Here is a 13,053-nt window from a genome sequence, read left to right on the forward strand (position 1 = left end):
GCCCCGCGCACAGCGGTGCCTCCTGCGTTGAGTATAGTTGGCTGGCAGCCAGTCAACGCAGGAGTTACAGGATGTCCCCGCGCAGCGCCTCGGTCAATGAAGAGTTGCGGCGACGTTCCCGCGAGCGGCTGCTGCAGGCCGCGGTCGAACTGGTCGACGAGCACGGGTTCGAGGCCACCACGCTGGCCGACATCGCGGACCGGGCGGGTTCGGCACGCGGACTGGTGTCGTACTACTTCCCCGGCAAGCGCCAGCTGGTGCAGTCCGCCGTGCACCGGCTGATGCACCGGACGCTGGAAGAGGCGCTGGAGCGGGAGCCGCACACGGAGGACGGCCGGGAGCGGCTGGCCCGCACCATCGACGCGATCCTCGGCCTCGCCCACGACCGGCCGGTGCTCATGCGCCAGCACATGGCGGGCATCCTGCAGGCCGAGGGTTTCCTGCAGTGCCCGGAGCAGCGGCGCCTGTCGGAGCTGCTGAGCGACACGGTCGCCCGGTACGGTTCCGAGGACGTGGCGGCCGACTACCCCCTGTTGCGGGCCCTGCTGATGGGAGCGGTGTACGCGGTGCTGGTGCCGGGGGTGCCGATGCCCGTACCGGCGCTGCGGGCCGAGCTGTTCAAGCGGTACGGGCTCGACTGGGAGCTGGGCACACCACCGGGGTGCGGCACGGACTCCGGAGCGGGGCGGGAGCAGGATCTGTCACGGTTCTTCGCGACGGAGGAGCGCGACGAGTAGCGCAGACCCGGCCCGCGGTCGCCCCGCCACCCTGCACCGACACCCCGCCACCCTGCACCAACACCCTGCCGCCCCGCGCCGGCGCCTTACCGCCTTCCGTCGCCGTCTCACACCCTTCCGTCGTCTTACCGCCTTCCGCCGGCGCCTGACCACCTGTCACCAGCGCCGTCGCCTTTCGCCGGCGCCCCACCACCTTGCGCCGACGCCCTGAGCCCTCTCACCGCCTGGCATGGCGGGGTGCCAGGAACCCGGCGTCCCGCGCCTGCGCGATCAGCCAGAGGGAGCGCCGGCGACTGTGCCCGGTCGCGCACATCACGGCGAGGACCGGATCGATGCCCTCCTCCTGGGCCGCACGGTATTCCCGGGCGGCCAGCCGGCATCCCTCGATGCCCCGTGGCCAGGCGGGGCGGGCGCGCCGCCCTCCCGCGTACCCGACGTCCCGCTGTGCCTGCTCGCCCGCGCACTCCCCCGCGCCGTCGCCGCAGCCCTCGTACGCCCCCTCGGCCGCCACCCCGCACGCCTCCAGCAGCGGATCCTCGATCCAGTCGGCGAGCACCGTCAGGTCGGCGAGGGACAGGGCGGGCTGCGCCTTGACGTCCTCGATGGACACATAGCCGCCGGTCACCACAGCCATGGCGTCGACGCGCGCACCGTCGGGGAAGGCCAGGCGGACGTGGACCCAGGACGTCACGCCCCCGTGCCCCTGCACCTTCCAGGCGGGCCGCACGGACACCGTGCCGTCCTGAACACGCCGATCGGAAAGATTAAGAAAGGATGCTTCTAGCACACACGCAACGTAACCTCATGATCACACTCCATTCGGGCGGACACGCGTCCGGGTCACCCCGCCGGCCCCTGCCGATGCCGGCCGGGCGGTGCCATGCTGGAGCCGTCCGCACACCTTCCTCGTTCCAGTCCGTCGAGCCAGTCCGTCGAGCAAGGAGTACCGCCGTGCTGCGTGTCGCCGTCGTCGGCTCCGGGCCGAGCGGGTGCTACACCGCCCAGACCCTGGTCCAGCTGGATCCCGAGGTACGTGTGGACGTACTGGACCGGCTGCCGTGCCCCTACGGCCTGGTGCGCTACGGCGTCGCTCCCGACCACGAGAAGATCAAGTCCCTGCAGGGCAGCCTGCGCACGGTGCTGGAGCACGACCGGGTGCGCTTCCTCGGCGGGGTCCGGGTGGGCGGACCCGGCGGGCTGCCGGTGGAGCGGCTGCGCACGCTGTACCACGCGGTCGTGTACTGCGTGGGCGCCGCCGCCGACCGCCATCTCGGGATCCCCGGCGAGGAGTTGCCGGGCAGCTGGTCGGCGACCGAGTTCGTGTCCTGGTACAGCGCGCATCCGGACGCGGCCGACGCGGGGTTCGTGCGCGATGTCCGCTCGGCGGTGGTCATCGGCGTGGGCAATGTGGCCGTGGACGTCTCCCGGATGCTGGTGCGGGGTGCCGGGGAGCTGCGCCCGACGGACATGCCGCAGGCGGCGCTGGACACACTGGCGGCCAGCGGGGTCGCCGAGGTCCACATGGTCGGCCGGCGCGGCCCCTCGCAGGCCCGGTTCACCACCAAGGAGCTGCGCGAGCTGGGCGGTCTGCCCGACACCGAAGTGAGGGTCGATCCGGGCGAGCTGGCGCTCGATCCCGGCTACACCGACCCCTCCGCGCTGCCCGCCGTGCAGCGCCGCAACGTGGAGGCGCTGCGCGGCTGGGCGGCCGAACCGTCCCGGCGCACAGCCCGCAGGATACGGCTGCGGTTCTTCCTGCGGCCCGTGGAACTGCTTGCGGAGGGCGGCCGGGTGGGTGCGGTGCGCTTCGAGCGGACGGCACCGGACGGACACGGCGGAGTGACGGGCACCGGACGGTACGAGGACGTGCCGGCCCAGTTGGTGCTGCGCTCGGTGGGCTATCGCGGAGTGCCGCCGGCCGGGCTGCCGTTCGACGCGGCGAGCGGCACCGTGCCGCACCGGGAGGGCCGCGTCCTGCGGGACGGCGTCACGGCGCCGGGCGAGTACGTCGCCGGATGGATCAAACGCGGTCCGACCGGAGTCATCGGCACCAACCGGCCGTGCGCCAAGGAGACCGCGCTCTCCCTGCTCGCCGATGCGCCGGCACTCGGGCGCGCGGAGGTGCCCGAGGATCCGCTCGCGGCACTGCGGTCGGCGGGCATCGATCCGGTGCCGTGGACGGGCTGGCTGGCGATCGAACATGCCGAGGCCGAGCTGGGCGCACGGCTGGGGCGGGGCGTGGTCAAACTGGCCGACTGGGACACGCTGCTCGGGGCGGCGCGGTCCGCGTAGCGGGGTCGACGGCCCTCCGGGGGGCATGACACACACCGGCAACAGCAACGAAATCAACAAACTGTTCAAGGCCCTTACGGTCTCGTCCTGTTCGGATGCCCCGACCCGCCGCTCTGGAGTGCCCATGGCCACGACCTCGGACGTTCATCCCGTCGACGAGATACCGCCGGTACGGCAGCTGGCCGCCTTCGGCCTGCAGCATGTGCTCGCGATGTACGCGGGCGCCGTCGCGGTGCCGCTGATCGTGGGCGGCGCGATGAAGCTGTCGCCTGCCGACCTGGCGTATCTGATCACCGCCGATCTGCTGGTGTGCGGGATCGCCACACTGATCCAGTGCGTCGGGTTCTGGCGGTTCGGCGTCCGGCTGCCGATCATGCAGGGCTGCACCTTCGCGGCCGTCTCACCGATGGTGCTCATCGGGACGACGGGCGGGGGGCTGCCCGCGATCTACGGCTCGGTGATCGTCGCGGGGCTCGCGATCATGCTGCTCGCACCGGTCTTCGGCCGGCTGCTGCGCTTCTTCCCGCCGCTGGTCACCGGCACCGTGATCCTGATCATCGGCCTCTCACTGCTGCCGGTGGCGGGCAACTGGGCCGTCGGCGGCGTCGGCGCGAAGGACTTCGGGGAGCCGAAGAACCTGGCGCTGGCGGGCTTCGTGCTGGCGGTCGTCCTCGGTGTGCAGCGGTTCGCGCCGGCGCTCTTCGGCCGGATCGCCGTACTGATCGGCATCGCGGTGGGTCTGGCCGTCTCCGTGCCCTTCGGGTTCACGGACTTCAGCGGGGTCGGGAGCGCGGACTGGGTGGGCATCAGCACGCCGTTCCACTTCGGGGCTCCGGCGTTCAGGGCGTCCGCGATCGTGTCCATGCTGGTGGTCGCCCTGGTCACGATGACCGAGACGACGGGTGACCTCATCGCGGTCGGCGAGATGACCGGGCGCAGGGTCGAGCCGCGCTCGCTGGCCGACGGACTGCGCGCGGACGGCCTGTCGACCGTCCTCGGCGGGGTGTTCAACACGTTCCCGTACACGGCCTACGCGCAGAACGTGGGCCTGGTCGGGATGACCCGGGTGCGCAGCCGCTGGGTGGTCGCGGCGGCCGGCTGCCTCCTCGTGCTGCTCGGTCTGCTGCCCAAGCTGGGCGCGGTGGTGGCGGCGATCCCGGCGCCGGTGCTCGGCGGTGCCGGCCTGGTGATGTTCGGGACGGTCGCGGCGAGCGGGCTGCGCACCCTGGCCCGGGTCGACTTCAGCGGCAACGGCAATCTGACGGTGGTGGCCGTTTCGGTGGCCGTCGGCATGCTGCCGGTGGGTGTGCCCACGGCCTACGCGAAGTTCCCCGACTGGTTCCAGACGGTGATGAACAGCGGCATCAGCGCGGGCTGCGTGACCGCGGTCGCGCTGAACCTGCTCTTCAACCACCTTCCCGCACGGGCCGGTTCAGCCCCGGTCGCCGATCCGGAGGGCCTGTCGGCCGGCGGCGGCGAGGAGGCTGTCCAGTAGCCCCGGGAAGAGGTCGTCCAGGTCGTCCCTGCGCAGGTCGTTCATCTTGGCCGTGCCCTGGTAGACCTGCCGGATGACCCCGCTCTCGCGCAGCACCCGGAAGTGGTGCGTGGTGGTGGACTTGGTCACCGGCAGGTCGAAGTGGGAGCAGGACAACTCGGCTTCCACAGATGCCAGTTCGCGCACGATCCGCAGCCGCATCGGATCGGAGAGCGCGTGCAGCACGGCCTCCAGCCGGATCTCGTCCCGGTCCGGATGGGGAAGTTCGCGCCCGGCGGCGGCGCTGGTCACGTCGGTCACGGCGGCACCCCTTCGGCACGGAAATCGACTCCTGCATTGTACGAGACGCTTCGTAGTTTGACACTCATCGTAGTACGAGGGTTATCGTACGAGCCGACCACCGGTCCCGTGACGAATGGAGTCCGTCGTGAGCGCGCTCTTCGAGCCCATCACCCTGCGCGAAGTGACCATCCCGAACCGGGTGTGGATGTCCCCGATGTGCCAGTACTCGGCCGAACCGGAGGGCCCGCAGACCGGCGCCCCGCACGACTGGCACTTCGCGCACTACGCGGCCCGGGCGGCCGGCGGCACCGGCCTGATCGTCGTCGAGGCCACCGCGGTCTCCCCCGAGGGCCGGATCACCCCCTACGACCTCGGCCTGTGGAACGACACACAGGTGGAGGCCTTCCGCCGGATCACCCACTTCCTCACCGCCCAGGGCACGGTGCCGGCGATCCAGCTGGCACACGGCGGCCGCAAGGCGTCGACCGACCGGCCCTGGAAGGGCGGTGCCCCGGTCGGCCCGGACGCGTACGGCTGGCAGCCGCTCGCCCCCAGCCCGGTGCCCTTCGACGAACGCCACCCCGTCCCCGACGAACTGAGCACGGATCAGATACGCACAGTGGTGGACCAGTTCGCCCGGGCCGCCCGCCGCGCCCTGGCCGCAGGTTTCGAGGTCGTGGAGATCCACGGCGCCCACGGCTACCTCATCAACGAGTTCCTCTCGCCGCACTCCAACCACCGCACCGACGCCTACGGCGGCTCGTACGAGAACCGCACCCGCTTCCCCCTCGAGGTGGTCGACGCCGTACGGGCGGTGTGGCCCGACGACAAGCCGGTCTTCTTCCGCACCTCGGCGACCGACTGGCTCGAACAGGGCGGCTGGACCGCGGACGACACGGTCCGCTTCGCCGGAGATCTGCACGCGCACGGCATCGACCTCCTCGACGTCTCCACCGGCGGCAACGTCTCCGACGCCACCATCCCGACCGGGCCCGGGTACCAAGTCCCGTTCGCCGCCCGGGTGAAGGCCGAGACAGCGCTGCCCGTGGGCACGGTGGGCCTGATCACCGAGGCCGGGCACGCCCAGAAACTCGTGGAGAACGGGGAGGCCGACGCGGTCCTGCTGGGCCGCGAGCTGCTGCGCAACCCCTCCTGGGCCCGCCATGCGGCACGGGAGCTGGGCGCCGAGGTCCACGTGCCGGACCAGTACCACCGGTCCGTCTGAGACACCGGACCAGTACCACCCCTCCGTCTGAGACACCTGCCCTGCCGCCTGCGGCTCGTACGGGGCCATCGTCCGCAGTGGACGACGGCCTACGGGCGCCGGGACACGTCGCAGCCGGGACGGCCCGCGGACGGAAGGGCGAGCGGGTGCAGCGTGGCGCAGGGTGTGCGGACTCTTCGGTCTCTTCGGTCGTCTGTTCGGCCTGTTCGGGGTGTGCGGGGTGTTCGGCCTGTTCGGCGTGTGCGGGGTGCCGTCGCCTCCTGCCGATCGCTCGCGGCCGTCATTCCGGATGCCCCACGGAGGCGGCCAGTTCCCGCCGGTATCCGGCGTAGGCGGTGCGCAGGGTCTCACCCGGCCAGTCGGCGGGCAGCAGGCCGGGCGGCAGCACGGGGTCGGTGAGCAAGTGGCGTACGGCCGCGGCGAAGGCGGTGAGCCGGTCGGCCGGCCGACGGGCGGCTGCCGCCCGGGCGAGCAGGCCCCGCGCGGTGTCCGCCCAGGCGTCCAGCGGCCACAGCAGGGCGACCAGGTCCCGCGGGGAACCGTCGGGACGCGCGGTGTACGACAGCGCCACGCGCGCAAGGTCGCCGGGCAGGGAGCGGGCGAGGTTGGCGGGGCGCAGCCACACGCCCTCGCGGAGTTCGGCCAGGCGCAGGGCGGTCAGCCGGATGCGCAGCTCGGCGCGTTCGGCGGGTCCGCGGCCGGTCGCCGTGATCACCACCATCTCCCATTCGCCGCCCCACGCGCGCGTGCGCGGATGCAGCGCGTCGTCCTGGCGGCGCTGGCGGGCGAGCAGCCGGTCGCTGAGCCGGTAGACGGCGTCCGTGCGCCTGAGGTCTCCCGCCGCCACCATCCGGCTCAGCGCGGCCCGGAGCGTGGAGCCGCCGACACCGAACGGCTCCACCAGCCGGACCAGGTCCTTCACCGGCAGCTCGGGCGGATGCACACCGAGCAGCAGGCTCAGCACGACCGACCGCGCGGACAGGGGCCGCAGTCCTGCTCCGTCCGGCTCGGCCGACACGTTCATGCGCATGGGCACGTACTGTACGTGCGCCTTGTTGTTGCAGCATTGCTACGGCCGCAGGACGAGTGCAACATGGCCGTATGGTCTCGATTCCCGCACAGTCGCCGCCGCAGTCCGCCACCCACGACGTGACCAACCAGGCCCCGCCCCTGGCCCCGTACGACGCCTCCGAGGACCGTGCCCTGCTGGAAGGTCTGCGCCGCGAGGGTGCCGGCTGGGCCGAGGACGGCATCCGGCGACTGGGGCTGCGCGCGGGCAGCGAGGAAGCCCAGGAGTGGGGCGAGCAGGCGAACCGGCACGAGCCGGAGCTGCGCACCCATGACCGCTACGGCCACCGGATCGACGAGGTCGACTTCCACCCCAGCTGGCACCACCTGATGCGGACGGCGGTCACCGAGGGCCTGGCCGGCACGCCGTGGGCGGACGACCGGCCCGGCGCCCATGTGGCCCGCACCGCCGGCGGGCTGGTGTGGGGCCACACCGAGGCCGGGCACGGCTGCCCGACGTCGATGACGTACGCCGCGGTGCCCGCGCTGCGCGCCCAGCCGGAACTGGCCAAGGTCTACGAACCGCTGCTCACCAGCCGTGTCTACGACCCCGGGCTGCGGGTGCCCACCGAGAAGCCCGGCCTGCTCGCCGGGATGGGCATGACCGAGAAGCAGGGCGGCTCCGACGTCCGGACCAACACCACCACGGCCACGCCCACCGACGAGCCCGGCGTGTACACGCTGCGCGGGCACAAGTGGTTCACGTCGGCACCCATGTGCGACGTCTTCCTGGTGCTGGCGCAGGCACCGCAGGGCCTGTCCTGCTTCCTGGTGCCGCGGATCCTGCCGGACGGCAGCCGCAACACCTTCCGCATCCAGCGCCTGAAGGACAAGCTCGGCAACCGGTCCAACGCCTCCTCCGAGCCGGAGTTCGACCACACGGTGGCATGGCTGGTCGGGCCGGAGGGCCGCGGGGTCAAGACGATCATCGAGATGGTCAACTGCACGCGTCTGGACTGCGTGATGGCCTCGGCGACGCTGATGCGCAGGACGCTCGTCGAGGCGGGGCACCACGCGCGCCACCGCAGCGCGTTCGGCGCCCGCCTGATCGACCAGCCGCTGATGCGCAACGTCCTGGCCGATCTGGCGCTGGAGTCGGAGGCGGCGACGACGCTCACGCTGCGGCTGGCCGGGGCGGCGGACCGTGCGGTGCGCGGGGACGCCGGGGAGCGCGCCTTCCGGCGGATCGCCACCGCCGTCGGCAAGTACTGGATCACCAAGCGGGGCCCGGCGTTCACCGCGGAGGCCCTGGAATGCCTGGGCGGCAACGGATACGTGGAGGACTCCGGCATGCCCCGGCACTACCGGGAGGCTCCCCTGCTGTCCATCTGGGAGGGCTCGGGGAACGTCAACGCGCTCGACGTGCTGCGCGCCCTGGTCCGGGAGCCGGACACCGCCGAGGCCTTCTTCGCCGAACTCGCCCTCGCGCGCGGGGCGGACGCCCGCCTGGACGCGGCCGTGGCCTCGCTCGGGCGGCAACTGGCCGAAACCGATCAGGCGGGCGCCCGCCGGCTGGTCGAGCGGATGGCCCTCGTGCTGCAGGCCTCGCTGCTCGTCCGGCACGCCCCGCACCCGGTCGCGGACGCCTTCTGCGCGACCCGGCTGGGCGGCGACTGGGGCCACGCGTTCGGCACCCTGCCCGCCGGAGCCGGCCTCGACGCGATCCTGGAGCGGGCCCTGCCCGACCGGAACTGACCCCTGCCCGGGCGCCCGGTCGGGCCACCGCTCCGTGGCCGGTGACAGCCGACGGATCGCACACAGTCAGCGTGCGGTTCCGCACCGTTGTCAGTGCCGTGGTGCACACTCGCGATCAGGTGGCACTGGCCTGGGGAGGACAACGTGTTCACGGGGATCGACGAGGTCGACTGGGCCTCGCTGCAGCACGCGCACGGCAGCGCGGAGGACGTGCCCGGATGGCTGCGCTCACTGGCCTCCGCGGACGCCGCGGAGCGGCAGACCGCGCTCGACGGCCTGTACGGCGCGGTGCACCACGAGGGGAACGTGTACGACGCGACGCTGGCCTGCGTTCCCTTCCTGTGCTCGCTCGCGGCCCGCGAGCCGGTGCCGGACCGGGCCGGCATCGTGGAACTGCTGGTCAGCATAGGGGCGGAGAGCGGCGACGCACGCGCGCGTGACGCGGTGCGCGCACACTCCGAGGTGTTCGTGCCCCTCCTCGGGGATCCGGACGCGCGGGTGCGCCGTACGGCCGCCGGGGCGGTCGTACGGTTCCTCCACGGCTCCGCGCGCGTCCTGGACCTGCTGCGGCAGCGGTTTCAGGCCGAGCGGGACGACCGGGTGCTGCTCGCGCTCACCCAGGCCCTCGGCCTGTTCGCACGCCTCCACCCAACGCACACCGCCGCTCTGGACGTCCTGACGGCGCAGAGCGGCCCGCCCCACGGACCGGGACTGCGGCTGGCCGCGCTCGGCCAGCTCGCGCTCGCCGCGCCCGACCGGCTCCCCGCCGACCTGGTACCGACCGCCGTCCGGCTGCTGCGGGACAGGTCCGCGCACCGCGCCCAAGTCCCGGACCACACCGGGACGGACACCCTCGTGCGACGGATCCGGCGGCTGCGCCCCTCGGACGAGGAGGGTGCCCAGCTGCTGCGCACCCTGCACACCGCGCTCGGCGACCGGACCGACGACCGGACCGCGCTGCTCACCGGACAGTTGACCAGTCCGGACCCGATGGACCGGTGCAACGCGGTGTGGATGTCGGCGACGCTGTTCCGCGGCTGGCGCACCGACTGCGCAGGACCCGTGTCCCTGCTGGGCGTCCAACTGGGCACCGACGACGAGCGATTACGGGACTCGGCGGTCTCGGTCCTGGCGGAGCTGTCCGGCCTGGCCGCGCCCGCCGCGGACGGCCTCCATGCCCTGGTCACCGCCAGGCCCGACCTGTGGACGCACCGCTGGGAGCGCGGCTCACCCACCGTGGGCGGCCCGCTCAAGGCCCTGGCCAGGAGCGGCGATCCACGTGCGGTCCCGTTCCTGGCCCAGGTACTGGCGGGCCCGGTCGTGCCCGTCGGTCTGGGGTACGAGATCGCCCGACTGGGCCCGGCCGCGGCTCCCCTCGCCCCCGCGCTGCGGCACCGGCTGGGCCGGATCCCGCTGGACGCCCCTGCCGCCGACACCCTGGCCGCACCTCTGCTGTCCGCGCTCAGGGCCATCGGTGACCGGGATGCGGCACCGGAGGTCCTGCGCCTGCTGTCGGGCGCGCCCGACGGGCTCGGGGCGCGCGGCGCACTCGCCGCACGGGCCATCGGGACCCTGGACGCCCTCGGGGCAGCCGCTCAGGCGGCACCGCTTCTGCGGGCACTGCTGCACACCCGGTACGCGCCCGCCGCGGCGGGCGCGCTGTGGTCGGCGGACGGTGACGCCCCGGCCGTCCTGCCCGTCCTGCTGCGGGAGTTGACCCAGGGCGAGCCGGAGAGCCGCCGTCAGGCCGCCCGGCAGCTGGGCAGGCTGGGCCCGGCCGCCCGCCCGGCCCTGCCGGAGCTGCGCCGGGCGGCCGGCGCCGGACAGGTCGGACAGGTCGGACAGCGGACGTCGGCCGCGAGCGCGCTGTGGCGCATCGGCGGGGACCCGGACCCCGTGCTGCCGGTGTTCCGGGCCGCCTGGTCCGAGAGCCCCCTCGTGCGCGGCCCGATCGCCCGCTGCCTCGTCGCCATGGGCCCGGCAGCGGCACCGCTGCACGACCTGGTGACGGCGGAACTGGCCGCGCCGCGGCGCCACACGGCCCGCCAGGGTGGGTACGGCAGCGACGACATCCCGCGGGACGAGGCGCTGCTCGGATCCTGCAGGGAGGTGCTGGCGGGGCCGTAGGCGCGTGCCGGGGGCTCAGCCGGTCATCCGCCCCCACTGCGGCCCCAGCCGGGCCCATTCCGCGTCCCAGCGGTCCATCCGGCGCCGCTCCAGACGGCCGCGCAGCACGAGACCGCCGACGAAGGGGACGGTCGCGGCGCTCGCACCCACCAGACCGCCCGTCAAGGTCGCGCGGAAGGCGGCCTCGGAGGCGGTCGTGGGGCGGGTGACGAGGTGCCCGTGCGGGTCGGTCCAGACAGTGACCGGCGTTCCGGCCCTGCTGCCCGGGGCGACCCGGGCCTGGCCGGTGTGGGCGGAGCCGTCGGCCACGGTCCAGCGCACCTCGGCCCAGACCCGCTCCGCGCCGTCTTTGGCGGCGGGTTTTCCGGGGGCCCGTGCGACGACACGGGCGACGGCGGGGTGCCAGTCGGCGCGTTCCCTGGCCAGTCCGTGCTCCACCGACCGGGCGGCGGCAAGACCGGCCAGCACTCCGGCCACGGCGGTCAGCAGCCAGGCGGCCAGCACCACCCAGGCCTCCACCACGTCGGCCCGGCGCCTGAGCGGATTGCGCCGCCAGCGCCACAGCCACACCTTGGGACCACGGAACGCCTTCAAAGGCATCCTCCTCACGAGCGCACCGACAGGCCGGACCGACCTCCCATACGGGCCGGGCCGCCCCGTTGCTCACGACGAGCCGTCGTCTCGACGGTCGCACGAGACACCCCATTCGCGCAGGCGCATGCCGCAACGCACCCGGCCGAACTCCGCGACCGGCCGGCAGCGCCGCTGTGACCTGCGACAAGACGATTCCCGGGGGTGGCTGTCAGTGGCGGGGTGCAGACTGACCGGTATCTGACGACTACCTGGACAAAGACGTCCCGGAGGTGATCGGCATGGCCGAGGTCCTGCTCGCCGTGGGCACCCGCAAGGGCCTGTTCATCGGGCGACGGCGGCGTGACGCCTGGGAGTTCGACGACCGTCCGTATTTCAACGCACAGGCCGTCTACTCCGTGGCCATCGACAACAGGAGCGGCACACCGCGGCTGCTCGCGGGCGGCGACAGCGCGCACTGGGGCCCCTCGGTGTTCCACTCAGACGACCTGGGCCGCACCTGGACCGAACCGCCCCGGCCGGCCGTCAAGTTCCCCAAGGACACCGGCGCTTCGCTGGAGCGGGTCTGGCAGCTGCACCCGGCGGCCGCCGAGCCGGACGTGGTGTACGCGGGCACGGAACCGGCCGCGCTGTACCGCTCCGAGGACCGGGGCGAGAGCTTCGGTCTGGTGCGTCCCCTCTGGGAGCATCCGACCCGCTCCCGGTGGGTGCCGGGCGGCGGCGGCGAGGGCCTGCACACGGTGCTGACCGACGCGCGCGACCCCCGGGCGGTGACCGTGGCCGTCTCCACCGCCGGGGTGTTCCGCACCACGGACGGCGGGGCGAACTGGACGCCGTCCAACTCCGGTGTCTCCGCGGTGTTCCTTCCGGATCCGAACCCGGAGTTCGGCCAGTGCGTGCACAAGATCGCCAAGGATGCGGCCGACCCGGACCGGCTGTATCTGCAGAACCACTGGGGCGTGTACCGCAGCGACGACGCCGGCGTCCGCTGGAAGGACATCGGCGCGGGCCTGCCGTCGACGTTCGGTTTCACGGTGGCCGCCCATCCGCACCGCGGCGGCACGGCCTATGTCTTCCCGATCAACGCCGACGCCGACCGGGTGCCCGCCGAGCGGCGCTGCCGGGTCTTCCGCACGACCGACGCGGGCCGGAGCTGGGAGCCGCTGTCGAAGGGACTGCCGGCGGAGGACCATTACGGCACCGTGCTGCGCGACGCGCTCTGTACGGACGACCAGGACCCGTCCGGGGTCTATTTCGGCAACCGCAACGGCGAGGTGTTCGCCTCGGCCGACGACGGCGACAGCTGGGAGCAACTGGCCGCCCATCTGCCGGACGTGCTGTGCGTGCGGGCGGCGGTGATCGGCTGACGTGACCGTGCCGACGGGAGTCCGGCCGGAGCGAGGGGCCCGGCCGGGCATGCGGGGGCTCGGTCGGCGCGCAGGACGAGGCCGGGGCACGGAGATCAGCCGGCGCGAGGGCCTCCGGCCGGGGCGCGGAGATCAGCTGGTGCGAAGGGTCTGCCGGGGCAGGGAGATCAACCG

General features: G+C 73.4%; 11 protein-coding genes. 7 read left to right on the top strand and 4 right to left on the bottom strand.

Annotated elements, in window-relative coordinates:
* Positions 1 to 71: 71 nt before the first annotated feature.
* Entirely contained in the window at positions 72 to 737 is a 666-nt protein-coding gene (locus tag ACZ7P3_RS11080) for a TetR/AcrR family transcriptional regulator (protein WP_472080613.1), read from the top strand.
* 217 nt (positions 738 to 954) lie between these two features.
* Here the strand turns inward: ACZ7P3_RS11080 and ACZ7P3_RS11085 are convergent, their stop codons facing one another.
* Positions 955 to 1,470, bottom strand: a complete 516-nt coding sequence (locus tag ACZ7P3_RS11085; RefSeq protein ID WP_472080614.1) for a DUF6214 family protein — start codon at positions 1,468 to 1,470, stop codon at positions 955 to 957.
* A gap of 218 nt (positions 1,471 to 1,688) precedes the next feature.
* Between ACZ7P3_RS11085 and ACZ7P3_RS11090 the strand changes: the two genes are divergently transcribed.
* Both ACZ7P3_RS11090 and ACZ7P3_RS11095 read left to right on the top strand, forming a co-directional pair.
* Complete coding sequence (locus ACZ7P3_RS11090) at positions 1,689 to 3,029, top strand: FAD-dependent oxidoreductase (RefSeq protein WP_472080615.1); 1,341 nt, start codon at positions 1,689 to 1,691, stop codon at positions 3,027 to 3,029.
* A gap of 124 nt (positions 3,030 to 3,153) precedes the next feature.
* On the top strand, positions 3,154 to 4,524 hold the full coding sequence (locus ACZ7P3_RS11095) for a nucleobase:cation symporter-2 family protein (RefSeq protein WP_472080616.1): 1,371 nt from the start codon (positions 3,154 to 3,156) through the stop codon (positions 4,522 to 4,524).
* On the opposite strand, the gene ACZ7P3_RS11100 is transcribed toward ACZ7P3_RS11095, so the two are convergent.
* Positions 4,462 to 4,824: an ArsR/SmtB family transcription factor gene (locus tag ACZ7P3_RS11100; protein ID WP_472080617.1), complete on the bottom strand. Its 363-nt coding sequence runs from the start codon at positions 4,822 to 4,824 to the stop codon at positions 4,462 to 4,464. The genes ACZ7P3_RS11095 and ACZ7P3_RS11100 overlap by 63 nt on opposite strands.
* A 127-nt stretch (positions 4,825 to 4,951) precedes the next feature.
* Between ACZ7P3_RS11100 and ACZ7P3_RS11105 the strand changes: the two genes are divergently transcribed.
* Complete coding sequence (locus ACZ7P3_RS11105) at positions 4,952 to 6,031, top strand: NADH:flavin oxidoreductase/NADH oxidase (RefSeq protein ID WP_472080618.1); 1,080 nt, start codon at positions 4,952 to 4,954, stop codon at positions 6,029 to 6,031.
* Positions 6,032 to 6,311: 280 nt separating this feature from the next.
* Here the strand turns inward: ACZ7P3_RS11105 and ACZ7P3_RS11110 are convergent, their stop codons facing one another.
* A complete protein-coding gene (locus ACZ7P3_RS11110) occupies positions 6,312 to 7,061 on the bottom strand; it encodes a PaaX family transcriptional regulator C-terminal domain-containing protein (protein WP_472080619.1) in 750 nt (249 codons plus the stop codon).
* 71 nt (positions 7,062 to 7,132) lie between these two features.
* Here ACZ7P3_RS11110 and ACZ7P3_RS11115 point away from each other — a divergent pair, with 71 nt between their 5' ends.
* Complete coding sequence (locus ACZ7P3_RS11115; protein WP_472080620.1) at positions 7,133 to 8,794, top strand: acyl-CoA dehydrogenase family protein; 1,662 nt, start codon at positions 7,133 to 7,135, stop codon at positions 8,792 to 8,794.
* Between the two features lie 144 nt (positions 8,795 to 8,938).
* On the top strand, positions 8,939 to 10,921 hold the full coding sequence (locus tag ACZ7P3_RS11120) for a HEAT repeat domain-containing protein (protein WP_472080621.1): 1,983 nt from the start codon (positions 8,939 to 8,941) through the stop codon (positions 10,919 to 10,921).
* A 15-nt stretch (positions 10,922 to 10,936) separates the two neighbouring features.
* On the opposite strand, the gene ACZ7P3_RS11125 is transcribed toward ACZ7P3_RS11120, so the two are convergent.
* Positions 10,937 to 11,515, bottom strand: coding sequence for an Rv1733c family protein (locus ACZ7P3_RS11125; protein ID WP_472080622.1), 579 nt, complete (start codon positions 11,513 to 11,515; stop codon positions 10,937 to 10,939).
* A gap of 278 nt (positions 11,516 to 11,793) precedes the next feature.
* Here ACZ7P3_RS11125 and ACZ7P3_RS11130 point away from each other — a divergent pair, with 278 nt between their 5' ends.
* Positions 11,794 to 12,879: a WD40/YVTN/BNR-like repeat-containing protein gene (locus ACZ7P3_RS11130; RefSeq protein ID WP_472080623.1), complete on the top strand. Its 1,086-nt coding sequence runs from the start codon at positions 11,794 to 11,796 to the stop codon at positions 12,877 to 12,879.
* The last annotated feature ends 174 nt before the right edge of the window (positions 12,880 to 13,053 follow it).

It is taken from the genome of Streptomyces sp. NPDC107581 (genome assembly GCF_055657175.1).